This window comes from Gilliamella sp. B14384G10 (assembly GCF_016101685.1).
GTDB classification, from domain to species: Bacteria; Pseudomonadota; Gammaproteobacteria; order Enterobacterales; family Orbaceae; genus Gilliamella; species Gilliamella apis_A.
The window spans coordinates 109,939-133,060 of sequence record NZ_JACFQA010000002.1 but is presented as its reverse complement, the minus strand read 5'-3'; the positions used below and the strand labels follow the sequence as shown (position 1 = coordinate 133,060).

Sequence of the window (23,122 nt, the reverse complement as noted above, 5' to 3'; positions counted from 1 at the left end):
TAGCAAATAAATCCCGTATAATTGTCGCACTTTGTTTGCTGATTTTTCAATAAACAAATGCGTAAAAAGATATAGTCTTTATGTCAAAATATCGAATTATATCAACAACATCTCCGATTTGGGGATTACGAAAAGAACGGATTACACTCTCCTGTCAATCGAAACAGGGCAAGAGGAGTAATCTTTTGTTATAACTTTTAAATAGTGGAGCTCTGGTCTCATGTCGAACCAAAGAATCCGTATCCGGTTAAAAGCGTTTGATCATCGTTTGATTGATCAATCAACTGCTGAAATTGTAGAAACTGCGAAGCGCACTGGCGCACAAGTTCGTGGTCCTATTCCATTACCGACACGCAAAGAGCGTTTCACAGTATTGATTTCTCCGCACGTTAATAAAGATGCGCGTGATCAATATGAGATTCGCACTCATAAACGTCTAGTTGATATTGTAGAGCCAACTGAAAAAACAGTTGATGCTTTAATGCGTCTAGATCTTGCTGCCGGTGTTGATGTGCAGATCAGTTTAGGTTAATCCTAAGCTGAATGATTGAGAGGTCGAAACAATGATTGGTTTAATCGGTCGTAAAGTAGGAATGACACGAATCTTCACCGAAGAGGGTGTTTCTATTCCTGTCACCGTAGTTGAAGTTCAAAGCAACCGCGTTACTCAAGTTAAAACACTTGAAAATGACGGTTATCAAGCTATTCAGGTTACTACTGGCAGCAAAAAAGCAAGCCGCGTAAACAAACCTGAAGCAGGTCATTTCGCTAAGGCTGGCGTTGAAGCTGGTCGTGGTCTATGGGAATTCCGTTTTGAAGAAGGCGAATATACTGTAGGTCAAAGCATTAACGTTGATATTTTCACAGACGTTAAAAAAGTTGATGTTACTGGTACATCTAAAGGTAAAGGTTTCGCTGGCGTAACTAAACGTTGGAATTTCCGCACTCAAGATGCTACTCATGGTAACTCTTTGGCACACCGTGGTCATGGCTCTATTGGTCAAAACCAAACTCCAGGTAAAGTGTTCAAAGGTCGTAAAATGGCAGGTCACTTAGGTAATGAACGTGTAACTGTTCAAAACTTAGATATTGTACGTGTTGATGCTGAACGTAACCTTTTATTAATTAAAGGTGCAGTACCAGGCGCGATCAATAGTGACGTAATTGTTAAACCGGCAATCAAGGCTTAACGTCGAGGAGATAGAGATGGAATTAGTAGTAAAAGACGCGCAAGCGCTTTCTGTTTCCGAAACTACCTTCGGACGTGAGTTTAATGAAGCGTTAGTTCACCAAGTAGTTGTTGCTTATGCATCTGCTGCTCGTCAAGGCTCTCGCGCACAAAAAACTCGTGCAGAAATCGCTGGTTCAGGCAAAAAACCATGGCGTCAAAAAGGCACAGGTCGTGCTCGTTCAGGTTCTATTAAGAGCCCAATCTGGCGTAGTGGTGGTGTAACATTTGCAGCAAAACCACAAGATCATAGCCAAAAAGTTAACCGTAAAATGTATCGTGGTGCATTAAAGAGTATTTTCTCTGAATTAGTGCGTCAAGAACGTTTAATCGTGGTTGAAACATTTACTGTTGAAGCACCTAAGACTAAATTATTAACTCAGAAATTAAATGATATGAACCTAAAAGATGTTCTAATCATTACCTCTGAAGTTGATGAAAATCTTTTCTTAGCAGCACGTAACTTATATAAAGTTGATGTGCGTGATGTGGCAGGTATTGATCCAGTTAGTTTGATTGCATTTGACAAAGTGGTTATCACTGTTGATGCCGTTAAACAAGTAGAGGAGATGTTAGCATGATTCGTGAAGAGCGTCTGCTTAAAGTCCTGCGAGCACCACATGTTTCTGAAAAAGCATCTATTTCAATGGAAAAAACAAATACATTAGTATTGAAAGTTGCTAAAGATGCTACTAAGAGAGAGATTAAAGCCGCAGTTGAACAACTATTTGAAGTCAAAGTAGATGACGTTAATACTCTTGTTGTTAAAGGCAAAGTAAAACGTCGTGGTCAACAAATCGGTCGCCGTAGCGACTGGAAAAAAGCTTACGTTACTTTAGCAGAAGGTCAAAATTTAGACCTTGCTGGCGTCGCTGAGTAATTCGGAGGAGTAAGAACAATGGCAGTTGTTAAGTGTAAACCTACATCTCCGGGTCGTCGCCACGTTGTTAAAGTGGTTAACCCAGAGTTGCATAAAGGTAAGCCTTATGCACCGTTGCTTGATACAAAAAGCAAAACTGGTGGTCGCAATAATAATGGTCGTATCACTACCCGTCATATCGGTGGTGGTCATAAACAACATTATCGTATTGTCGACTTTAAGCGTAATAAAGATGGTATTCCAGCAGTTGTTGAACGTTTGGAATATGATCCGAACCGTAGTGCAAATATTGCATTGGTTCTATATAAAGACGGTGAACGTCGTTATATTTTAGCGCCTAAAGGCTTAAAAGCAGGTGATCAGATCCAATCTGGTGTTGATGCAGCGATTAAAACAGGTAACTGTTTACCAATGCGCAATATTCCAGTAGGTTCTACCGTGCATAATATTGAAATGAAACCAGGTAAAGGCGGACAACTTGCTCGCTCAGCTGGTAGCTATGTTCAAATCGTTGCTCGTGATGGTGCTTATGTAACATTACGTCTACGTTCAGGTGAAATGCGTAAAGTATTATCTGATTGCCGCGCCACAATTGGTGAAGTGGGTAACTCAGAACATATGCTTCGCGTACTAGGTAAAGCGGGTGCAACGCGTTGGCGTGGTGTTCGTCCTACTGTTCGTGGTACAGCAATGAACCCGGTAGACCATCCACATGGTGGTGGTGAAGGTCGTAACTTTGGTAAACATCCTGTGTCTCCATGGGGTCAAAAAGCCAAAGGATTGAAAACGCGCAGCAACAAACGTACTGATAAGTATATTGTTCGCCGTCGCAATAAGAAATAATTAATATAGAGGATTAGCTATGCCACGTTCTCTCAAGAAGGGTCCTTTTATTGACCTACACTTGCTGAAGAAGGTAGAGAAAGCGGTGGAAAGCGGGGACAAGAAACCAATTCGTACTTGGTCCCGTCGTTCAACGATCTTTCCTAACATGATCGGATTGACCATCGCTGTCCATAATGGTCGTCAGCACGTTCCAGTTTATGTTTCCGACGAAATGGTTGGTCATAAATTGGGTGAATTCGCGCCGACTCGTACTTATCGCGGCCACGCTGCGGATAAGAAAGCTAAGAAGAAATAAGTAGGAGAAAGAGATGGAAACAATTGCAAAGTACCGCCACGCTCGTTCTTCTGCACAAAAAGTTCGCTTAGTTGCAGATCTTGTTCGCGGTAAAAAAGTGTCTCAGGCACTTGATATTTTAACGTACACCAATAAAAAAGCGGCTGTACTTGTTAAAAAAGTATTAGAGTCTGCTATTGCTAATGCAGAGCATAACGATGGTGCTGATATTGATGATCTGAAAGTTGCGAAAATTTTCGTAGACGAAGGCCCAACCATGAAGCGTATTATGCCTCGTGCGAAAGGTCGTGCAGATCGAATTTTGAAGCGTACGAGTCACATCACCGTGATCGTCTCAGATCGCTAGGCTGGAGAATAGCAATGGGTCAAAAAGTAAATCCAAATGGTATCCGACTAGGCATCGTCAAGCCTTGGACATCTACATGGTATTCGGGTACAAAGACATTCGCTGATAATTTAGAAAGTGATTTTAGAGTGCGTGAATTCTTAAATAAAGAATTAGCACAAGCATCAATCTCTAAAATTGTTATCGATCGTTCAGCAGAAACTAACGTTCGCATTACTATTCACACTGCTCGTCCAGGTATTGTGATTGGTAAAAAAGGTGAGGACGTTGAAAAATTACGTAATGCCGTAGCTTCTATTGTCAATAAATACAAAGACAAAAAAGAGAAACGTGATGTTGCAGTACAAATTAATATTGCTGAAGTTCGTAAACCAGAACTAGATGCTAAATTAGTTGCTGACAGTATTACCTCTCAGTTAGAACGCCGTGTTATGTTCCGTCGTGCAATGAAACGTGCGGTACAAAATGCAATGAAGGCGGGTGCTAAAGGTATCAAAGTTGAAGTAAGTGGTCGTTTGGGCGGCGCTGAAATTGCTCGTAGTGAGTGGTACCGTGAAGGTCGCGTACCATTACATACATTAAGAGCGGACATCGACTATGGTTTATCAGAAGCATTGACAACCTATGGTATTATTGGTGTTAAAGTGTGGATCTTCAAAGGTGAGATCCTTGGTGGTATGGCTGCCGTTGAACAAGCAGAAAAACAACCTGCTGCTCAACCGAAAAAGCAGCGCAAAGGCCGAAAACAATAAGGAGCGTCGCTGATGTTACAACCAAAGCGTACAAAATTCCGTAAAGTGCACAAGGGCCGCAATCGTGGTCTTGCTGTGAGTACTGATGTAAGTTTCGGTACATTCGGTCTTAAGGCTGTGGGTCGTGGTCGTTTGACTGCGCGCCAGATCGAAGCAGCACGTCGTGCAATGACTCGTGCAGTTAAGCGTCAAGGTAAAATCTGGATTCGAGTTTTCCCTGATAAACCAATTACTGAAAAACCACTTGAAGTGCGTATGGGTAAAGGTAAGGGTAACGTTGAATACTGGGTTGCTCAGATTCAACCAGGTAAAGTCCTTTATGAAATGGACGGTGTACCGGAAGAAGTTGCTCGTGAAGCATTTGCGTTGGCAGCTGCAAAACTGCCAATTAAAACCACCTTTGTGATTAAGACGGTGATGTAAATGAAAGCAAAAGAGCTACGCGAAAAAAGCGTTGAAGAGTTAAATACTGAACTTCTTAATTTATTACGTGAGCAATTTAACTTACGTATGCAATTAGCTGGAGGTCAGTTAACACAAACTCATATGTTAAAACAAGTGCGTCGTAATATTGCACGAGTTAAAACGTTATTAACTGAGAAGGCGGGTGCGTAATATGACTACTGAAGTAAAAATTCGTACTCAGCAAGGTCGTGTTATTAGCGACAAAATGGATAAATCTATTACTGTAGCTATTGAACGTAAAGTGAAGCATCCGTTATATGGTAAGTTCATTAAACGTACGACTAAATTGCATGTACATGATGAAAACAACGAGTGTGGTATTGGTGATACTGTAGAAATTAAAGAGTGTCGTCCATTATCAAAAACCAAATCTTGGACTCTTGTTCGAATCGTTGAAAAAGCAGTTAGCTAATCTTTTTGATTAAAAACTGTACATAATATAATAAACGGCTTACTAGCCGTTTATTTTATGCTATCCATTTCATTTGAGTGGTGTTATACTATGCGCCCTCACGTAAGTGGGTTTTTGGTTGTCTATTCTTATCCATGGTAGTTGAGGTGGATGAAGGTAGATTAGACAATAATTAATTTATACGGAGCATTAAAATGATCCAAGAACAGACTAGGCTCGATGTTGCTGATAACTCTGGCGCACGTAGCGTAATGTGTATCAAGGTTCTCGGTGGATCGCATCGTCGTTATGCAGCGGTAGGTGATATCATCAAAGTTACCATTAAAGAAGCTATTCCACGTGGTAAAGTTAAAAAAGGTGATGTACTTAAAGCTGTGGTGGTGCGCACTCGAAAAGGTGTTCGTCGTCCTGATGGATCTGTCATTCGTTTCGATCGCAATGCTTGTGTTATTTTAAATAATAACAGTGAGCAACCGATTGGTACGCGTATTTTTGGACCGGTCACTCGTGAACTTCGTTCTGAGAAGTTTATGAAGATCATTTCATTAGCACCAGAAGTACTGTAAGGAGCGGGTAATGGCAGCTAAAATCCGTCGAGAAGATGAAGTTATCGTGTTAGCCGGTAAAGATAAAGGTAAACGCGGTAAAGTAAAAAGTGTTTTGTCTACTGGTAAAGTGATTGTTGAAGGTATCAATTTGGTGAAAAAACACCAAAAACCAGTACCTGCATTAAATCAAGAAGGTGGAATTGTTGAGAAAGAAGCGCCAATTAACGTTTCTAACGTAGCAATTTTTAACCTTGATACAGGCAAAGCAGATCGCGTAGGCTTTCGTTTTGAAGACGGTAAAAAAGTCCGTTTTTATAAGTCTACTAATAAATTAATCAATTAAGTAATTTGGAGTGTACGATGGCGAAACTGCATGATTACTACAAAGCACAGGTAGTAAATAAACTGCAAGAACAGTTTGGCTACAAATCTGTCATGCAAGTCCCTCGGATCGAAAAGATCACCTTGAATATGGGTGTGGGTGAAGCAATTACTGATAAGAAATTATTAGATAATGCTGTTGCAGATTTAGCAGCAATCAGTGGTCAAAAACCACTAGTCACTAAAGCACGCAAATCAGTTGCTGGTTTTAAAATCCGTCAAGGGTATCCTATTGGTTGTAAAGTCACTTTACGTGGCGAACGTATGTGGGAATTTTTTGAACGTCTAGTTTATATTGCTCTTCCTCGTACTCGAGATTTTCGTGGTTTAAGCGCAAAATCTTTCGATGGTCGTGGTAACTATAGCATGGGTGTTCGTGAACAAATCGTTTTCCCTGAAATCGATTATGATAAAGTTGATCGTGTTCGTGGTTTAGATATCACTATCACAACAACTGCACAATCTGATGAAGAAGGCCGAGCTTTATTATCTGCCTTTAACTTCCCATTTCGTAAGTAAGGTAGGGCATAATGGCTAAACAATCAATGATTGAACGCGATAAGAAACGCGTAAAGCTAGCAGAAAAATATTTTGCAAAGCGTCAAGAATTAAAAGCGATTATCTCTGATCTTAATGCATCAGATGAAGATCGTTGGAATGCAGTGCTTAAATTGCAAACGCTTCCTCGTGATTCTAGTCCATCACGTCAACGTCGTCGTTGTCGTCAAACCGGTCGTCCTCATGGCGTCCTTCGTAAGTTTGGTTTAAGCCGTATTAAGGTTCGTGAATCAGCCATGCGTGGTGAGATTCCTGGTCTTAAAAAGGCAAGTTGGTAATCAGGGGAGTGTTATAGATGAGCATGCAAGATCCTATAGCAGATATGTTGACCCGCATTCGTAACGGTCAAGCTGCGAATAAAGTTGCAGTCACCATGCCTTCCTCTAAGCTAAAAGTGGCAATTGCCAATGTGCTAAAAGAAGAAGGTTATATCGGGGACTATAAAGTAGTTGGTGACACTAAACCAGAATTGGAAATCACTTTAAAATATTTCCAAGGTAAGGCTGTAGTAGAAAGTATTAAACGTGTTAGCCGTCCAGGTTTACGTATTTATAAACGTAAAGATGAATTACCAAAAGTAATGGCTGGATTAGGTATTGCAGTTGTTTCTACTTCTAAAGGTGTTATGACTGATCGTGCAGCACGCCAAGCAGGTCTTGGTGGTGAAATTATCTGCTACGTAGCGTAAGGGAGAAAAAAATGTCTCGTGTTGCAAAAGCACCTGTCGTTGTTCCTGCGGGCGTAGAGGTAAAACTCAATGGTCAGGTAATTACGATTAAAGGTAAAAATGGCGAGTTATCTCGTGAAATAAATAAAGCTGTTGTTATTAATCAAGAAGAAGGCCAAATTACATTTGCGCCTCGTGACGGTTTTGCTGACGCTTGGGCTCAAGCAGGTACTGCTCGTGCATTGATTAATGCAATGGTTATTGGTGTTACTGAAGGTTTTACTAAAAAACTTCAGCTAGTTGGTGTCGGTTATCGTGCACAAGTTAAAGGTAATACAATTGGTTTATCTCTTGGTTATTCACATCCAATTGATCATGAATTACCTGCAGGTGTAACAGCTGAATGTCCTTCTCAAACTGAAATCGTTCTGAAAAGTGCTGATAAACAGTTAATTGGACAAGTAGCTGCTGATATCCGTGCTTATCGTCGTCCTGAACCTTATAAAGGTAAAGGTGTTCGTTACGCAGATGAAGTTGTGCGTACTAAAGAAGCTAAGAAAAAGTAAGGTAACACTATGGATAAGAAATCAGCTCGTATCCGTCGTGCAACTAAAGCGCGTCGTAAGATGCAAGAACTACTTGCAACTCGCTTAGTAGTTCACCGTACTCCGCGTCATATTTATGCGCAGATTATCGCACCAAACGGATCAGAAGTACTGGCAGCGGCTTCAACATTAGAAAAAGCTATCAGTGAAAGTTTAAAATACACTGGAAACAAAGATGCAGCAGCAGCAGTTGGTAAAGCAATTGCAGAACGCGCATTAGCGAAAGATATCAAAGAAGTTTCTTTTGATCGTTCAGGTTTCCAATATCATGGTCGAGTTCAGGCGCTAGCAGATGCTGCTCGCGAAGCTGGCCTACAGTTCTAAGGTAGGAGTTAAAGATGTCAAACATCGAAAAACAAGCTGGTGAACTGCAGGAAAAATTAATCGCAGTTAACCGAGTTTCTAAAACCGTAAAAGGTGGTCGTATTTTTAGTTTTTCTGCACTAACAGTGGTTGGTGACGGTAATGGCCGCGTTGGTTTTGGATATGGTAAAGCACGTGAAGTGCCAGCAGCAATCCAAAAAGCAATGGAAAAAGCACGTCGTAATATGATTAATGTTGCGTTAAATAACGATACTTTACAGCATCCAGTTAAAGGTGCTCATACAGGTTCTCGTGTTTATATGCAACCAGCATCAGAAGGTACTGGTATTATCGCCGGTGGTGCAATGCGTGCTGTATTAGAAGTTGCTGGTGTTCGTAACGTTCTAGCTAAAGCATATGGTTCTACTAACCCAATTAACGTGGTTCGTGCGACTATTGATGGCTTAGAAAATATGAAATCTCCAGAAATGGTTGCTGCTAAGCGTGGTAAAACCGTCGAAGAAATTTTGGGGTAATTAGCCATGGCAAAGACAATTAAAATTACACAAACTCGTAGTTCTATTGGCCGTCTACCGAAGCATAAAGCTACGTTAGTTGGTTTAGGATTACGTCGTATTGGTCATACTGTTGAGCGTGAAGATACACCAGCAATTCGCGGTATGGTAAACCAAGTTTATTACATGGTTAAAGTTGAGGAGTAATAGTAATGCGTTTAAATACTTTATCTCCTGCTGAAGGTTCAAAGCATGCATCTAAGCGCGTGGGCCGAGGAATCGGTTCTGGGCTAGGTAAAACTGGTACTCGTGGTATCAAAGGTCAAAAATCACGTTCAGGTGGCGGCGTTCGTCGTGGCTTCGAGGGTGGTCAAATGCCTTTATATCGTCGTTTACCAAAATTTGGTTTTACCTCACGTAAAGCTATGGTAACAGCACAAGTTCGACTTTCTGATTTAATGAAAGTTGAAGGTGATATTGTTGACCTAAATAGCTTGAAAGTTGCTAATGTGATTAATTCACAAATCGAATATGCAAAAATCATGTTATCTGGAGAAGTTACTAAACCAGTAACAGTTCGTGGTATTCGAGTAACTAAAGGTGCTAAAGCTGCAATTGAAGCTGCTGGCGGAAAAATTGAGGAATAATTAGAAAGATGGCAAAGCAACCAGGATTAGATTTTCAAAGCACACGAGGCGGTAGTGGTGAGCTTAAAAGACGTTTATTATTTGTGCTTTTAGCGCTTATTGTTTTCCGTCTTGGTTCTTACGTTCCGGTTCCTGGTATTGATACTAAAGCGTTATCGGACTTACTACAATCATCATCTAATGGTATTGTTGGTATGTTCAATATGTTCTCTGGTGGTGCTTTAAGCCGTGCTTCAATTTTTGCTTTAGGGATAATGCCTTATATTTCTTCATCTATTATTGTGCAGTTATTAACGGCAATTAACCCTAAACTAGCAGAATTGAAGAAAGAAGGTGAATCAGGTCGTAAAAAAATCAGTCAGTACACCCGTTATGGCACATTAGCTTTAGCGATTGTACAAGCGGTTGGTATTGCGACTGGTTTACCGAATATTCCTGGTTACAGTCATGTTGTGATTAACCCAGGATTTTCTTTCTATTTTATTGCATCGATTAGCTTAGTTACTGGCACTATGTTTCTTATGTGGTTGGGTGAGCAAATCACGGAACGCGGTGTAGGTAATGGTATTTCTATCATTATCTTTGCTGGTATTGTGGCAAGTCTTCCTCATGCAATATATGAAACAATTGAACAAGCTCGTTCTGGTTCATTGCATCCGATTTTATTATTAGTCGTTGCAGCATTAGTGGTTGGTGTGACTTACTTTGTTGTTTTTGTTGAACGTGGTCAACGACGTATCGTTGTTAATTATGCACAAAGACAGCAAGGCCGTCGTGTGTATGCCGCACAAAGTACACATTTACCATTGAAGATTAATATGGCAGGTGTTATTCCTGCAATATTTGCTTCAACAATTATTATGTTACCATCAATGATGGCTTCTTGGTTCCAAGGAAATGGTGAAGGATGGAGATATATCTTTGTTCTTATTGGACAATATTTTTCTCATGATCAACCATTATACATAATCTTTTTTGCAGCAGCGATTATTTTCTTCTGTTTCTTCTACACAGCATTGGTTTTCAATCCTAGAGAAACAGCAGATCAGTTAAAGAAATCTGGTGCATTTATTCCAGGTATCCGTCCAGGTGAACAAACATCGAAGTATATTGACAAAGTAATGACTCGTTTAACGCTAATTGGCGCTATTTACATTACTCTTGTATGTTTGGTACCAATGTTTATGACAAGTGCAATGAAAGTTCCAGTTCAATTTGGTGGAACATCATTATTAATTGTAGTTGTTGTAATCATGGATTTTATGGCACAAGTACAGACTTTAATGATGCCAAATCGTTATGAGTCAGTGTTAAAGAAAGCGAATCTTAAAGGCTACGGCCGATAAGTTAGCCAGAAGTTACGGAGAAAAAAATGAAAGTTCGTGCTTCAGTCAAGAAATTATGCAGAAATTGTAAAATCATCAAACGCAATGGCATTGTTCGTGTTATTTGCATTGAAGGTAAACATAAACAACGTCAAGGTTAATATTATTTAACTGTAAAGTTGAACTTTTGCATATTTTACTTGCCAAAGTATAGTAAAGCTGGCTAGAATAGCCAGCCTAAAAAATTTTTTTGTAGATCCATCGTTTGAGTATCCTGAAAACGGGCTTTTCAGTATGGTGGATCTGCTGAACATTAACAATAAAGGAGTGCATAGTGGCCCGTATAGCAGGCATTAACATTCCTGATCAACAACATACTGTGATTGCGTTACAAGCAATTTATGGTATCGGTAGTACTCGTGCAAAGACAATTTGTGCTGAAGCGGGTATTCCTGAAAATGTTAAGATCAGAGAACTATCTGAAGATCAGATTGAACAGTTACGCGAACAAGTCGCTAAATTCACTGTTGAAGGTGATTTACGTCGTGAAGTAACTATGAGTATCAAGCGTTTATTAGACCTTGGTTGTTATCGTGGTGTGCGTCATCGTCGTGGACTTCCTGTCCGTGGTCAACGCACTAAGACTAACGCTCGTACCCGTAAGGGACCGCGTAAGCCAATCAAGAAATAATTGAGGTGATAATAAATGGCAAAGACACCTGTTCGTACACGTAAACGTGTTAAAAAGCAAGTTTCTGATGGTATAGCTCATATTCATGCATCATTTAACAATACAATCGTAACAATTACCGATCGTCAAGGTAATGCGTTGGGTTGGGCAACCGCTGGTGGTTCTGGTTTCCGCGGCTCTCGTAAGTCAACACCTTTTGCAGCTCAAGTAGCAGCAGAACGTTGTGCCGAAGCTGTAAAAGACTACGGAATTAAGAATCTGGAAGTTATGGTTAAAGGACCTGGTCCTGGTCGTGAGTCAACAATTCGTGCATTAAATGCAGCGGGTTATCGCATCACTAATATTACTGATGTTACTCCGATTCCTCATAACGGTTGTCGTCCACCAAAGAAACGTCGTGTTTAATTTTTTATTAAACATTGAATGTTTATAGGATTATTGGAGAAAAAAAATGGCAAGATATTTGGGACCAAAGCTCAAATTAAGTCGTCGTGAAGGTACCGATTTATTTCTTAAGTCTGGCGTCCGAGCGGTTGACAGTAAATGTAAGTTAGAACAAGCTCCTGGACAACATGGTGCGCGTAAACCGCGTTTATCAGATTATGGTGTTCAGTTACGCGAAAAACAAAAAGTTAGACGTATTTATGGAATTTTAGAGCGTCAATTCCGTAATTACTACAAAAATGCAGCACGTATTAAAGGTAATACTGGTGAAAACCTACTTGCTCTTTTAGAACGTCGCTTAGATAACGTTGTTTATCGTATGGGATTTGGTGCAACTCGCGCTGAAGCTCGTCAATTAGTTAGTCATAAAGCTGTTCTTGTTAATGGTCACGTTGTGAACATCGCATCTTATCAAGTTTCACCTGAAGATGTTATCAGTGTTCGCGAAAAATCAAAAAAACAAGCACGTATTAAAGCCGCTTTAGAGTTAGCTGAACAACGTGAAAAACCAACATGGTTAGAAGTTGATGCTAGCAAAATGGAAGGTGTGTTTAAACGCTTACCAGAACGTTCAGATTTATCTGCTGACATCAACGAACATTTGATCGTCGAACTTTACTCTAAGTAAAGTTTAGCACTTAAGAGAGGACATAATGCAGGGTTCTGTAACAGAGTTTTTAAAACCTCACCTAGTTGACGTTGTTCAATACAGCCCAACTCATGCGAAAGTGACTTTAGAGCCACTTGAGCGTGGTTTTGGACATACTTTAGGTAATGCACTACGCCGCATTTTATTATCATCTATGCCGGGATATGCAGTGACCGAAGTTGAAATTGACGGTGTTCTGCATGAGTATAGTACTAAAGAAGGCGTTCAAGAAGATGTGCTTGATATTCTGCTTAATTTGAAAAAATTGGCGGTTCGTGTGCATACCAAAGATGATGTTATGCTGACTTTAAATAAATCAGGCGTTGGTGCTGTAACTGCATCAGATATCACTCATGATGGTGATGTTGAAATTGTTAATCCTGATTTAGTAATTTGTCATCTTACTGATGCCAATGCTTCAATTAGTATGCGTATTCGTGTACAACGAGGACGTGGTTATGTCCCTGCTTCTGCTCGAGTTAAGTCAGAAGATGAAGAGCGACCTATCGGTCGTCTATTAGTTGATGCATGTTATAGTCCAGTTGAGCGTATCGCCTATTCTGTCGATGCTGCTCGTGTGGAACAACGTACCGACTTAGATAAACTTGTTATCGATATGGAAACTAATGGTACTATCGATCCAGAAGAATCTATTCGTCGTGCATCTACTATTTTGGCTGAACAACTTGAAGCTTTTGTTGATTTACGTGATGTACGTCAACCAGAAGTCAAAGAAGATAAACCGGAATTTGATCCAATTCTTTTACGTCCAGTAGATGACTTGGAATTAACTGTTCGGTCTGCTAATTGCTTAAAAGCAGAAGCAGTTCATTATATTGGTGATTTAGTGCAACGTACCGAAGTTGAGTTACTTAAAACCCCTAATCTTGGTAAAAAATCTCTTACCGAAATTAAGGATGTGCTCGCATCTCGTGGTTTATCTTTAGGCATGCGTCTTGAGAATTGGCCACCAGCAAGTATTGTTGAAGACTAAGATAAAATTTATATAAGAAGGATAAAGTTATGCGCCATCGTAAAAGTGGTCGTCAACTGAACCGAAATAGCAGCCATCGTCAAGCGATGTTTCGTAATATGACAAGTTCATTAGTTGAACATGAAATTATCAAAACAACATTGCCTAAAGCAAAAGAGTTGCGTCGTGTCGTTGAGCCGTTAATTACGTTAGCTAAAAGCGATAGCGTAGCTAATCGCCGTCTGGCTTTCGCTCGTATCCGTGATAAAGATACAGTAAAAAAATTATTTTCAGATTTAGGTCCACGTTTTGCTACCCGTCCAGGTGGTTATGTTCGCATTTTAAAATGTGGTTTCCGTGATGGAGATAATGCTCCAATGGCTTATATTGAATTAGTTGATCGCCCTGCAGTAGAAGCAGAAGCAGCAGCTGAATAAATAATTAAAGCTTAAACTAAAACCGGCTAAATGGCCGGTTTTTTATTATCTACATATTACCAATTTGAGTATTTTTATTTAATTATCACATATAAGTCTTTTTTTATATCATTTTTAAAACTTAATATAAGTTATTATTGATATTTACTCAGTTAAATTATAGTTTTAATATTAACAAACTAGTTTTAAGTAAAGTAATAGTAAGATCATTGATGTTAAACAAAAGGTGAATGGATTTTAGTACTAGTTACTATTTTAGCCACAGTTGGTTGGGTTTCTTCAAAAGAAGCAATTTTAGAAATGCCTCTTTTAGCTTTTATGGGATTGAGATTTCTCTCTTCCTTTATTATTTTATTTGTAGTCTGTTTAAGTATTAAACAAAGAATCAATCTTACACATTTACCTAAAGCAATAATAACAGGCTGTTTGCAATCAACTAATGTTATTTTATGGATATTAGCAGTATTGGTGGACAATTAAGTGAAGGCTCTTTTATTATGAGTTTATCGGTATTAATGGCACTAATTGTTGGTTCGTTATTTTTAGAGAAAGGCGATTAGTTATATTTTGGCTCTCGCCATTGCTGGTCTTGCCTTTTTGTCTTTATCAAATGATTGGCATTTAAATGTTAATCAACTCTAGTTTTTAATTTCTGCACTAGCTCAAGCAATATTTTTTGTTTTTAATAGTCGATTAGTCCAAAAAATAGTAATTTTGCTATTAATTTGTGTACAATTGCTTTGTACTGGCACGTCAAGCATCAGTTTAATCACTTTAATTTGGCTTATCGTTAGTATTGTTATTGCTACAATTTTACGATTTGCTTTGCAATTTGTTGGACAGAAATACGTCCCTGTATGCAATGCAGCAATAATCATGATTTTAGAGCTTGTATTTACAACTTTGGTTGGTGTAATTGTTTATTTGGAACCTATGCCATGGACAAAATGGGTTGGTTGCTTCTTGATTTTAATTTCTCTGCTTTCTTATCGAGGGTATAATTTTATTGGTAAAAAGTAGATTTTAGAGTCCCTCGAATTATTAAACTCGTAGTTAATAGTGAGGAGGCGGAGTTTCTTCTGATAAATTAGCAATATTTGAGGTTTGTGTAGCTTGTAACTTTTGTGACAATAACATTAATTGTTCTTTAAGTTTGCTGATATCTGCTTGAAGATTAATAACCATTTGATTGAGTTCCTCAATGGTCATTTCTTGGAATGCGACTTTAGTTTCTAATAATTCCAGTTGTTGGTTCATAGTTTATTCATTAATTGGTTTAGTAATTTTATATTGTAAGTAAAAGTAATTATAAAATCCATCCTCGTTCTGCAAAAGAAACGTACTCTCCCTTACCAATCACAAGGTGATCAACAATGCGAACATCTATTAATTCACAAACTTGTTCAATTTTCTTTGTTAATATCCGGTCAGCTTGACTTGGTTCAGCCAATCCTGATGGATGATTATGAGCTAAAATTAATGCTGCTGCATTATGTTGTAATGCCCGCCTAGCTACTTCTCTCGGATGAACCTCTACACAATTATAGGTTCCAACAAACATCTCTTCAGAAGTAATGACATGATGCTGATTGTCCAAAAATATCACCATAAAAATTTCACGATCTTTATCCATTAAGCGACTAGCTAGGTAATGATGGGTTAAGCTTGGCGATGTTAAGTAATTTTCATGGCTAATTTTAACTTTCAAATAACGATTAGAAAGTTCAACAACCGCTTTTAACTGAGTATATTTTGCAGTTCCAAGACCTTGCTTTTTACAAAATTCGTCGTGGCTAGCATTTATTAAATGATAAAATGAGCCAAATTCATTTAATAATTTTTGCGATAAATCTAGGACAGGTAAATTACGTATACCTGTGCGTAAGAAAAGAGCGAGTAATTCCGCATCAGATAGTGTTTCGACACCAAATAGTAATAGTTTTTCTCGAGGCATTAAAGTCGTTTTTTTTTCTGACATAATTGGATTCTTGTTATTCACACAAAATGCGATTATTAGCTATCTTGTGAAAAATAATAAGTAGAGATATATAACGTTGTGAACTAGCTCGCAGTAATGAAATTATTTTTACAGCAAATAAAAAAAGCGCTTATTAGCGCTTTTTAACTGGTTATTTATTCGAAAATTAATGACAGCCACATCCGCCGTGACCACCGCCACAACAACCACTTTCTTCTTCATCTTCATCATGATCATGTCCGCCACAACCGCAGCCACCATGCCCGTGATCGTGACCGTGTGCACCATGAATATGTCCATGTGATATTTCATCTGGTGTCGCTTCACGAATTGCCAATACTTCGACATTAAAATTTAGATCTTGGCCTGCCAGCATATGATTGCCATCGATAGTTACACTATCGCCATCAATTGCAGTAATTTCAACAGGTAAAGAGCCTTGATCAGTGTCAGCAAAAAAACGCATACCGACTTCAAGTTCGTCAACACCAACAAAAACGTCTCGTGGCACATTTTGTACTAGTGCATCATTAAAATCACCATAAGGATTAACCAGTTCAACGTCAAATTTATCACCAACTTGATGGCCTTCTAAGGAATTTTCAAGATCTTGTAATAAGTTTCCTGCACCGTGTAGATATTCGAGTGGTGCAACTGTTGTTGCTTCATCAACTAAAACACCATCTTTAGTACGAACTTGATATGCTAAACTTACCACTGTGTTTTTTGCTATTTTCATGTTTTCTCCAACAAACTGTTACTGAGCAAATAGTGTTAGATTTTAACGGAAAAAAATCCATCTGTATGCTATTTTTTCGTATTTTAACAAGTTTTGCTAATGTTTTATTTTTTGAAGTACTTTTGTTTCAAGAGACCAATTTTAATTGGTAAATAATAGTTGGATAGCTAGTTGAAATCAATTAAGCTGATAGTGTGAATTTTACACAGTATTTTATTGTAGCTAATATTAAATTATTGCTAATGACTAAAAATAGTGAGGAAAGGGGGATTTTATGTTGAAAGTTAATGATTATTTTGAAGGGAAAGTAAAATCTATCGGCTTTGAAAATGGTTCTACCGGTAAAGTCTCTGTTGGTGTGATGTTACCAGGTGAATATATTTTTAATACTGATAATCCAGAAGAAATGACCGTCATAACCGGTTCACTTAAAGTGTTATTGCCTACAGCAAATGATTGGCAAATATTTGAAGCTGGCCAAGTTTTTCATATTGCTAAAGAAAGTAAATTCGATGTTCAGGTATCAGAACCAACAGCTTATTTGTGTCGTTATCTCGCAAAATAAAGATGCATCAATGTGTTAAAAATAATATTATTAAATTAACCATTGGATTCTACATTACGATTTATATTCTATTGTAAAATTTGATCATATGTTATTTGGGTAATGATAATTTATTAGATTTTTAAGGTTCTATAAAATAGACTTAATGATTATTAAATCATCATTATTGTATTTTAATTGTTAAAAAGTGATAGATAATTTTTAGAATTAAGATACTGAGCTTTTAATTTAGATTAGCTGATATAGCAAGAATTTACAAATAAAATGGATTAGTAACAATTTTATGTTTTTGAATTAGACAGCAATATCAATTTACTCTATACAAAAGTTTGATTATCTAGAGGTTAAGATAAAAAATATCACGGTGATAAATTAAAAAAATAAGGTGTCAGTTATTCATTCTGGCACCTTATTTACATTTAAGGTTATATTATTTAAGTTCTAATTCATTCATAGCGGCGATACTAAACCCACCATCTACATGAATAACTTCACCGGTAATACCTGAAGATAGGTTTGAACATAAGAATGCTGCTGAATTACCCACATCTTCGATGGTTACTGTACGACGAATAGGGGTAACTGATTCACAATGTGATAACATCTTTTTAAAATCTTTAATACCTGATGCAGCTAAAGTACGAATAGGACCAGCTGAAATCGCATTTACACGTATACCTTCAGGTCCCATTGCATTTGCCATATAACGTACATTTGCTTCTAAAGATGCTTTGGCAAGGCCCATAACATTATAGTTAGGAATTGCACGTTCAGCACCTAGATAAGAAAGAGTAACTAATGCTGAATCAGGATTAAGCATTGAACGACAAGCTTTAGCCATAGCTACAAAGCTATAAGAGCTGATATCGTGGGCAATAGCAAAACCTTCTCGAGTTACCGCATTAACATAATCACCATCTAATTGATCTCCTGGCGCAAACGCAATAGCATGTACAAAACCATCAAATTTGTCCCATGTTTTTGCTAGCTCAGTAAATAATGATGTGATGCTGTCATCATGTGCAACATCACAAGGTAAAACGATATTAGAATTAAAATCAGCAGCAAACTCTTCAACACGGCTTTTTAATTTCTCGCTTTGATAAGTAAAGGCCAATTCTGCGCCTTCTCGATGCATTGCTTTTGCAATACCATAAGCGATAGAACGGTTGCTTGCAACGCCGGTAACCAGAATGCGTTTACCTGTTAAAAATCCCATAAATTATTCCTCTAATATTTTTACTATATAGTCTAGAATGCTGATGATTATATGTTGATATAGTTAACTTCGCTACTATAAATTTATTTTTCCTGAATCCTTGTTAAGTTTATTGCTAAAAAAGTTGTTGTTTTGGTTAATAGTTGACTATAATAGTCAAGTATTTGGTGATTTTATTAATGGTATTGTGATGAAAAATTTAGTTTGTTATAAAACGTTACCTATTTGGGATGTTAATACTTTACCAACTTTGTTTCGCGAAAAGCATAATACACAAATAGGTACATGGGCGAAATTAAACATTATTAAAGGTTATGTGAATTTTGATATGTTAACCGAACAGGGAGATATTATCTCTCAACATATTTTCGATGTTGATCATCAACCTCCATTTATTTTGCCTCAACAATGGCATCGAATTGCGCATGTATCTGATGATCTACAGTGTCAACTGGCTTTTTATTGTCAACCTGAAGATTATACCCAGAAAAAATATCAAATGACGAAAACGCATTCTGATGTGTTAGATGTTTGTCAAATTATTCAAGCAGGAAAAGCTTTAGATTTAGGGTGTGGTTCTGGTCGTAATTCACTTTTTTTGCAACTACTTGGCTTTGATGTTGATGCTGTTGACAAATCGGAGATGAGTATCAGTAATTTACAACAAATTATTGCCAATGATGATCTATCTCATATCAAGGCATCTATTTATGATATAAACCAAGCTAATCTTAAAGGTAATTACGATTTAATTATTTCAACAGTTGTAATGATGTTTCTACAACCAGATCGAATTCCTGATATTATTGATAATATGCAAACTATAACCAAAACGGGCGGTTATAATTTAATTGTATGTGCCATGTCAACAGACGATTTTCCTTGTTCAGTCGGGTTTTCATTTACGTTTAAAGAGAATGAATTACGTAATTATTATCAAGATTGGGATATTCTAAAATATAATGAAGATGTTGGCGAATTGCACAAGACGGATATTAATGGTAACCGGATAAAACTTCGTTTTGCGACTTTACTAGCAAAAAAACGATAATATTACAGGATATCATCCTGTAATATTTTGTTTTTGACTATTGATTACTACCTAGTATTTTTCCCACTTCAAACCAAGATTTACGAGAATTTAGTAGGTCTTGGGCGGACATTGGTTTTTTACCTGCTGGTTGTAATATTGTCATGTTTAATGATCCATCACTTGTGGCAATACAAATTCCTTTCTTATCCGCCTGTAAAATGGTGCCAACGGGTTGATTATGTTGAGTTGCCATAACTTGAGCTTGCCAAACTTTTATAGGTTCACCATTTACTTCAAAGTAACTAACTGGCCAAGGGTTAAATGCTCGCACACATCGTTCCAGTTGTATTGCTGATAAATTCCAATCTAATTTAGCCTCTTGTTTAGATAATTTTTCTGCATAAGTGGCTTGTGATTGTTGTTGCTTTTCTGGTTTAATTTTTCCTTGATTAATCAGTGTTAGTGTCTCAAGTAATGCTTGTGGCCCTAATTTAGCTAACTTTTCATATAGTGTTGCACTGGTGTCAGACGGTTCAATTGGGCATGCTAACTTATAAAGCATATCACCAGTATCAAGTCCGGCATCCATTTGCATAATGGTGATACCTGTTTCACTATCTCCAGCCCAACACGCACGCTGAATTGGTGCTGCACCTCGCCATTTAGGCAATAAAGAACCATGGACATTTAAACATCCAAGTTTTGGCATATCAAGTACTGCTTGAGGTAAAATTAATCCATAAGCAACCACAATCATAATATCGGCATTAAGATTGGCAATGACGTGCTGATTTTCTACGGTTTTGAGTGTGGTTGGTTGATAAATGGGAAGATTGTTTTCGATTGCTAATTGTTTTACAGGGCTTGCCGTTAACTTATTTCCTCGACCTGCGGGTCTATCTGGTTGACTGAAGACGGCGATGACATTATGGTTTGAGTCAATTAAAGCTTTTAAATGTGTGGCAGCAAAATCAGGTGTGCCTGCAAAAATAATATTTAAGGGTTTAGTGGCTTGTAACATGTGCAATATATCCATAATCAAAATATTATGGATATTATACTTTAAATTAAATTAAGAATCTGCAACCACAAAAATGAGTTTTTAATATCTATCACTTTTGGATTGTATAAAAGTATTGACTGAGTTATAGCGGTAAGTTACGTTCAATCATGCCTTGTTTGTAAAGTTCGTAGGTGTTGGAGAAGATTTTTTTGTATAAAAAATAATAAAAAATTCCACCAAAAACGCCACCACAAAATATGCCGGTGACAATTGCAAGGATAATAAGTTTTGATTTATTATCCTTGCTAACCTTCATATTATTGTACATTTTGGTTAATCTTTCATCTGTCAGCTTACTATTCTTTATTGTTGATTTTACTACGAACATGTATAATTTCATTAATAGATAAATAAATGTGCAAAAAATTAAAATAATACATGACATTATACCTATAAACATTAAAAATTGTTGAGCATTACTCATTTTCTAAAACCTTATTCCTTAAATTAGCTGGTCATCCAGACACTTTATAGTAACCATAAAATATAGTTTAATAAATATTTTTTTACTTAGAATGGGAAGAAAATTGGCACTAATGCTATATCAACGGCCATCACTAGAAAAGTTAATGGTAGGCCAATTTTAACAAAATCACTAAAGCTATATCCTCCTGGAGCCACTACCATTGTTTTAACTGGTGATGAAACAGGTGTAATAAATGAAGCTGATGTTGCAATCGCCACTGTCATAGCAAATGGATAAGGCGAATAGCCAAATTTTATGGCTAAATCAATCGCAATTGGTGCAATCAAAATTGCTGTTGCGGTATTTGAAATAAATAGTCCAACTGTGGAACACAATAAAAAGATAAAGGTTAACACCATATAAGGACCAAACGATCGTAAATGAATTTCAAGCCATTCCGAGATTAATGAAATTCCTCCCGTTTTATTTAAAGCTACTGCGAAAGGCATCATACCAATAATAAGAATTAATGTTGGCCAATGAATTGACTTATAGGCATTAGCCATATCGATACAACGAGTTGCTCCCATTAATAGGCAGGCAATAAGTGCTGCAACCACATTTGGAACAATTCCTGTAACCATTAAAATTATCATCAAGGCTAGATTAAATAGTGCCACATAAGCTTGCGAGCTAGCGGGGGCAACATCATCAATATCTGAAGGATAATCTAACACTACAAAATCACTAGTACGAGTTTGAAGTTTTTGGATTGAACCCCAATCACCGCAAACTAATAACGTATCACTCATTTCTAAGCGTTCTTGGAATAAGTTATTTGTCTCAACAGGAGCATGATTTCGCCAAATACCAATCACGGTTAAAAAATATTTACTTCTAAAATCTATCTCATTAAGCGTTTTACCACATAATGATGATTCTGGTAGTAATGCTACCTCGGCCATACCAACTTCTTTTACTTGTTCAGAAAAATATTCACCACGTAGAATTTTCGGTTCAAGATTATTGGTCGTTAAAAATGTACGATAATCAGCTTCGGAATGTGACATATCCAACAAAAGAATATCGTTTTCTCTAAATTCGGTAGATCCGTTAACCGGAATGAGGACTTTTTGAAACTTTCGCCAACGCTCGATACCAATAACATTTACCCCGTGCTCACTACGTAAATGTAAACCGTCAATAGTTCGACCAACAAAAGGAGAGCCAGCAAGAATTTGTGCTCGATGCGCTCGACCAATTAATCTATAATCTCTAATTAGGTCGGTAATTTTGCGTCTTTGTGGTTGACTATTGGTTGGTGTGATTTGGTCGGCTGTCAGTAACCAATTGCGAGTTAGTACACAATAAATAACACCGACAATTAATACCCCTATACCTATTGGCGTAATAGAAAAGAAACCAAATTCAGTTAAAGTTGCTCGACTCAGTTCACTATTCACTACTAGGTTTGGTGCGGTAGCAACAAGGGTCATCATGCCACTAATTAGCGCAGCAATACATAGCGGCATCATTAATTTTTTAACATGTATACCGGTATGATTGGCAATGCTAATCGCTACAGGAATAAATATCGCCACCACGCCTGTTGAGCTCATCACCGATCCTAATAATGCTACACCTAACATAATAAATGTTATAATACGTATATCATTTTGACCGGCGGCTTTTAATATGTATTCACTCATTTTGTAAGAGATACCGGTTCTTACTAAGCTTTCTCCAATAACAAATAGTAATGCGATTAAAATAATGTTTGGATCGCTAAATCCTGAAAGTGCTTCAGCTGGTGTTAAGACACCGGTAACGGTGATTGCAGTTATAATGAGAAGTGCAATAATATCCATTCTTAATTTACTGAATGAAAACAGTAAAATAGCAATAAAAAGTAATAAACAAACAGTAATAAGAGGATAATATTCGATTATATAATTAGGCAAAAAAGCCGACATTGATGATACAAAACTATGTCCAGATGACAAATGTTCCACAAAAAGTAGCTCTATAGTATTGAGTAGATTTTCGACATAATACCTTGATTCATTGTAATAGGGAATATCTTCAAATAAAGATTATTGCGGCAATCCTTTACCATTATGACATTTTTAACATTTTCTGCTGTTTTATTTTT

Annotated in this window: 38 protein-coding genes; 31 read left to right on the top strand and 7 right to left on the bottom strand. The window is 37.4% G+C overall.

Annotation, left to right across the window (positions count from 1 at the left end; genetic code table 11):
• Positions 1-220: 220 nt before the first annotated feature.
• The 29 genes from rpsJ to H3T54_RS04795 all read left to right on the top strand — a co-directional run bounded on the left by rpsJ (position 221) and on the right by H3T54_RS04795 (position 14,987).
• Complete coding sequence (rpsJ, locus tag H3T54_RS04935) at positions 221-532, top strand: 30S ribosomal protein S10 (protein ID WP_006120582.1); 312 nt, start codon at positions 221-223, stop codon at positions 530-532.
• Between the two features lie 31 nt (positions 533-563).
• Positions 564-1,190 carry a 50S ribosomal protein L3 gene (rplC, locus tag H3T54_RS04930; RefSeq protein ID WP_034902384.1) on the top strand — a complete coding sequence of 209 codons (627 nt, stop codon included), beginning with the start codon at positions 564-566 and terminating at the stop codon, positions 1,188-1,190.
• A gap of 16 nt (positions 1,191-1,206) precedes the next feature.
• Positions 1,207-1,809: a 50S ribosomal protein L4 gene (gene rplD, locus H3T54_RS04925; protein ID WP_034902381.1), complete on the top strand. Its 603-nt coding sequence runs from the start codon at positions 1,207-1,209 to the stop codon at positions 1,807-1,809.
• A complete protein-coding gene (gene rplW / locus H3T54_RS04920; protein WP_034885052.1) occupies positions 1,806-2,108 on the top strand; it encodes a 50S ribosomal protein L23 in 303 nt (100 codons plus the stop codon). Before rplD ends, rplW begins: the two co-directional genes overlap by 4 nt.
• 18 nt (positions 2,109-2,126) lie before the next feature.
• Entirely contained in the window at positions 2,127-2,951 is an 825-nt protein-coding gene (gene rplB / locus H3T54_RS04915) for a 50S ribosomal protein L2 (RefSeq protein ID WP_034902376.1), read from the top strand.
• Positions 2,952-2,970: 19 nt separating this feature from the next.
• The gene (gene rpsS, locus H3T54_RS04910) at positions 2,971-3,249 is read left to right on the top strand and encodes a 30S ribosomal protein S19 (RefSeq protein WP_024496505.1); all 279 of its coding nucleotides are present in this window, start codon (positions 2,971-2,973) and stop codon (positions 3,247-3,249) included.
• Positions 3,250-3,262: 13 nt separating this feature from the next.
• Positions 3,263-3,595: a 50S ribosomal protein L22 gene (gene rplV / locus H3T54_RS04905; protein WP_034884235.1), complete on the top strand. Its 333-nt coding sequence runs from the start codon at positions 3,263-3,265 to the stop codon at positions 3,593-3,595.
• Positions 3,596-3,609: 14 nt separating this feature from the next.
• Complete coding sequence (rpsC, locus tag H3T54_RS04900) at positions 3,610-4,347, top strand: 30S ribosomal protein S3 (RefSeq protein WP_034884234.1); 738 nt, start codon at positions 3,610-3,612, stop codon at positions 4,345-4,347.
• Between the two features lie 12 nt (positions 4,348-4,359).
• Positions 4,360-4,770 carry a 50S ribosomal protein L16 gene (gene rplP / locus H3T54_RS04895; protein ID WP_025314389.1) on the top strand — a complete coding sequence of 137 codons (411 nt, stop codon included), beginning with the start codon at positions 4,360-4,362 and terminating at the stop codon, positions 4,768-4,770.
• Entirely contained in the window at positions 4,771-4,962 is a 192-nt protein-coding gene (gene rpmC / locus H3T54_RS04890; RefSeq protein WP_034902373.1) for a 50S ribosomal protein L29, read from the top strand.
• Position 4,963: 1 nt separating this feature from the next.
• On the top strand, positions 4,964-5,224 hold the full coding sequence (rpsQ, locus tag H3T54_RS04885; RefSeq protein ID WP_025314391.1) for a 30S ribosomal protein S17: 261 nt from the start codon (positions 4,964-4,966) through the stop codon (positions 5,222-5,224).
• Between the two features lie 194 nt (positions 5,225-5,418).
• Positions 5,419-5,790, top strand: a complete 372-nt coding sequence (gene rplN / locus H3T54_RS04880) for a 50S ribosomal protein L14 (RefSeq protein ID WP_025314392.1) — start codon at positions 5,419-5,421, stop codon at positions 5,788-5,790.
• 10 nt (positions 5,791-5,800) lie between these two features.
• Entirely contained in the window at positions 5,801-6,115 is a 315-nt protein-coding gene (gene rplX / locus H3T54_RS04875; RefSeq protein ID WP_065651344.1) for a 50S ribosomal protein L24, read from the top strand.
• A gap of 17 nt (positions 6,116-6,132) precedes the next feature.
• Positions 6,133-6,672: a 50S ribosomal protein L5 gene (rplE, locus tag H3T54_RS04870; RefSeq protein ID WP_025314394.1), complete on the top strand. Its 540-nt coding sequence runs from the start codon at positions 6,133-6,135 to the stop codon at positions 6,670-6,672.
• An 11-nt stretch (positions 6,673-6,683) separates the two neighbouring features.
• Positions 6,684-6,989: a 30S ribosomal protein S14 gene (rpsN, locus tag H3T54_RS04865; RefSeq protein ID WP_025314395.1), complete on the top strand. Its 306-nt coding sequence runs from the start codon at positions 6,684-6,686 to the stop codon at positions 6,987-6,989.
• Positions 6,990-7,006: 17 nt separating this feature from the next.
• Entirely contained in the window at positions 7,007-7,399 is a 393-nt protein-coding gene (rpsH, locus tag H3T54_RS04860; protein ID WP_034902370.1) for a 30S ribosomal protein S8, read from the top strand.
• Between the two features lie 11 nt (positions 7,400-7,410).
• Positions 7,411-7,944: a 50S ribosomal protein L6 gene (gene rplF / locus H3T54_RS04855; protein ID WP_110446965.1), complete on the top strand. Its 534-nt coding sequence runs from the start codon at positions 7,411-7,413 to the stop codon at positions 7,942-7,944.
• 9 nt (positions 7,945-7,953) lie between these two features.
• Positions 7,954-8,307, top strand: a complete 354-nt coding sequence (gene rplR / locus H3T54_RS04850; protein WP_034902364.1) for a 50S ribosomal protein L18 — start codon at positions 7,954-7,956, stop codon at positions 8,305-8,307.
• Between the two features lie 14 nt (positions 8,308-8,321).
• On the top strand, positions 8,322-8,822 hold the full coding sequence (gene rpsE / locus H3T54_RS04845; RefSeq protein ID WP_025314399.1) for a 30S ribosomal protein S5: 501 nt from the start codon (positions 8,322-8,324) through the stop codon (positions 8,820-8,822).
• Between the two features lie 6 nt (positions 8,823-8,828).
• Complete coding sequence (gene rpmD, locus H3T54_RS04840; RefSeq protein ID WP_025314400.1) at positions 8,829-9,008, top strand: 50S ribosomal protein L30; 180 nt, start codon at positions 8,829-8,831, stop codon at positions 9,006-9,008.
• A 5-nt stretch (positions 9,009-9,013) separates the two neighbouring features.
• Complete coding sequence (gene rplO / locus H3T54_RS04835; protein ID WP_034902361.1) at positions 9,014-9,448, top strand: 50S ribosomal protein L15; 435 nt, start codon at positions 9,014-9,016, stop codon at positions 9,446-9,448.
• An 8-nt stretch (positions 9,449-9,456) separates the two neighbouring features.
• Positions 9,457-10,794, top strand: coding sequence for a preprotein translocase subunit SecY (gene secY / locus H3T54_RS04830; protein ID WP_198201678.1), 1,338 nt, complete (start codon positions 9,457-9,459; stop codon positions 10,792-10,794).
• A 26-nt stretch (positions 10,795-10,820) separates the two neighbouring features.
• Positions 10,821-10,934: a 50S ribosomal protein L36 gene (gene rpmJ / locus H3T54_RS04825; RefSeq protein WP_034884218.1), complete on the top strand. Its 114-nt coding sequence runs from the start codon at positions 10,821-10,823 to the stop codon at positions 10,932-10,934.
• Positions 10,935-11,107: 173 nt separating this feature from the next.
• The gene (gene rpsM, locus H3T54_RS04820; protein WP_110446968.1) at positions 11,108-11,464 is read left to right on the top strand and encodes a 30S ribosomal protein S13; all 357 of its coding nucleotides are present in this window, start codon (positions 11,108-11,110) and stop codon (positions 11,462-11,464) included.
• A gap of 15 nt (positions 11,465-11,479) precedes the next feature.
• Entirely contained in the window at positions 11,480-11,869 is a 390-nt protein-coding gene (gene rpsK, locus H3T54_RS04815) for a 30S ribosomal protein S11 (protein ID WP_025314405.1), read from the top strand.
• Between the two features lie 46 nt (positions 11,870-11,915).
• Positions 11,916-12,536 carry a 30S ribosomal protein S4 gene (gene rpsD / locus H3T54_RS04810; RefSeq protein ID WP_065577881.1) on the top strand — a complete coding sequence of 207 codons (621 nt, stop codon included), beginning with the start codon at positions 11,916-11,918 and terminating at the stop codon, positions 12,534-12,536.
• Between the two features lie 25 nt (positions 12,537-12,561).
• Entirely contained in the window at positions 12,562-13,551 is a 990-nt protein-coding gene (rpoA, locus tag H3T54_RS04805) for a DNA-directed RNA polymerase subunit alpha (RefSeq protein ID WP_034902352.1), read from the top strand.
• Between the two features lie 29 nt (positions 13,552-13,580).
• Positions 13,581-13,967, top strand: a complete 387-nt coding sequence (gene rplQ / locus H3T54_RS04800) for a 50S ribosomal protein L17 (protein WP_034884211.1) — start codon at positions 13,581-13,583, stop codon at positions 13,965-13,967.
• A gap of 714 nt (positions 13,968-14,681) precedes the next feature.
• Positions 14,682-14,987 (top strand): EamA family transporter, encoded by a 306-nt coding sequence (locus tag H3T54_RS04795; protein ID WP_198221236.1) that lies wholly within the window; start codon positions 14,682-14,684, stop codon positions 14,985-14,987.
• 33 nt (positions 14,988-15,020) lie between these two features.
• Here H3T54_RS04795 and H3T54_RS04790 read toward each other — a convergent pair whose 3' ends face one another.
• From H3T54_RS04790 to slyD, 3 genes are all read right to left on the bottom strand, one after another.
• Positions 15,021-15,224 (bottom strand): SlyX family protein, encoded by a 204-nt coding sequence (locus H3T54_RS04790; RefSeq protein ID WP_110446971.1) that lies wholly within the window; start codon positions 15,222-15,224, stop codon positions 15,021-15,023.
• A gap of 49 nt (positions 15,225-15,273) precedes the next feature.
• On the bottom strand, positions 15,274-15,945 hold the full coding sequence (gene radC / locus H3T54_RS04785; protein WP_034902346.1) for a DNA repair protein RadC: 672 nt from the start codon (positions 15,943-15,945) through the stop codon (positions 15,274-15,276).
• Positions 15,946-16,111: 166 nt separating this feature from the next.
• Positions 16,112-16,684, bottom strand: coding sequence for a peptidylprolyl isomerase (slyD, locus tag H3T54_RS04780; RefSeq protein ID WP_034902343.1), 573 nt, complete (start codon positions 16,682-16,684; stop codon positions 16,112-16,114).
• Between the two features lie 274 nt (positions 16,685-16,958).
• Here slyD and ppnP point away from each other — a divergent pair, with 274 nt between their 5' ends.
• On the top strand, positions 16,959-17,249 hold the full coding sequence (gene ppnP, locus H3T54_RS04775) for a pyrimidine/purine nucleoside phosphorylase (protein WP_034902339.1): 291 nt from the start codon (positions 16,959-16,961) through the stop codon (positions 17,247-17,249).
• A 430-nt stretch (positions 17,250-17,679) separates the two neighbouring features.
• On the opposite strand, the gene fabI is transcribed toward ppnP, so the two are convergent.
• Positions 17,680-18,468, bottom strand: coding sequence for an enoyl-ACP reductase FabI (gene fabI, locus H3T54_RS04770; protein WP_086362662.1), 789 nt, complete (start codon positions 18,466-18,468; stop codon positions 17,680-17,682).
• 190 nt (positions 18,469-18,658) lie between these two features.
• Here fabI and tehB point away from each other — a divergent pair, with 190 nt between their 5' ends.
• The gene (tehB, locus tag H3T54_RS04765) at positions 18,659-19,519 is read left to right on the top strand and encodes an SAM-dependent methyltransferase TehB (RefSeq protein WP_198221234.1); all 861 of its coding nucleotides are present in this window, start codon (positions 18,659-18,661) and stop codon (positions 19,517-19,519) included.
• Between the two features lie 37 nt (positions 19,520-19,556).
• Here tehB and fmt read toward each other — a convergent pair whose 3' ends face one another.
• The 3 genes from fmt to H3T54_RS04750 all read right to left on the bottom strand — a co-directional run bounded on the left by fmt (position 19,557) and on the right by H3T54_RS04750 (position 22,943).
• The gene (gene fmt / locus H3T54_RS04760; RefSeq protein WP_198221232.1) at positions 19,557-20,522 is read right to left on the bottom strand and encodes a methionyl-tRNA formyltransferase; all 966 of its coding nucleotides are present in this window, start codon (positions 20,520-20,522) and stop codon (positions 19,557-19,559) included.
• Positions 20,523-20,646: 124 nt separating this feature from the next.
• Positions 20,647-20,988, bottom strand: a complete 342-nt coding sequence (locus tag H3T54_RS04755; protein ID WP_110446977.1) for a hypothetical protein — start codon at positions 20,986-20,988, stop codon at positions 20,647-20,649.
• Positions 20,989-21,074: 86 nt separating this feature from the next.
• On the bottom strand, positions 21,075-22,943 hold the full coding sequence (locus H3T54_RS04750) for an SLC13 family permease (RefSeq protein WP_110446978.1): 1,869 nt from the start codon (positions 22,941-22,943) through the stop codon (positions 21,075-21,077).
• Between the last annotated feature and the right edge of the window lie 179 nt (positions 22,944-23,122).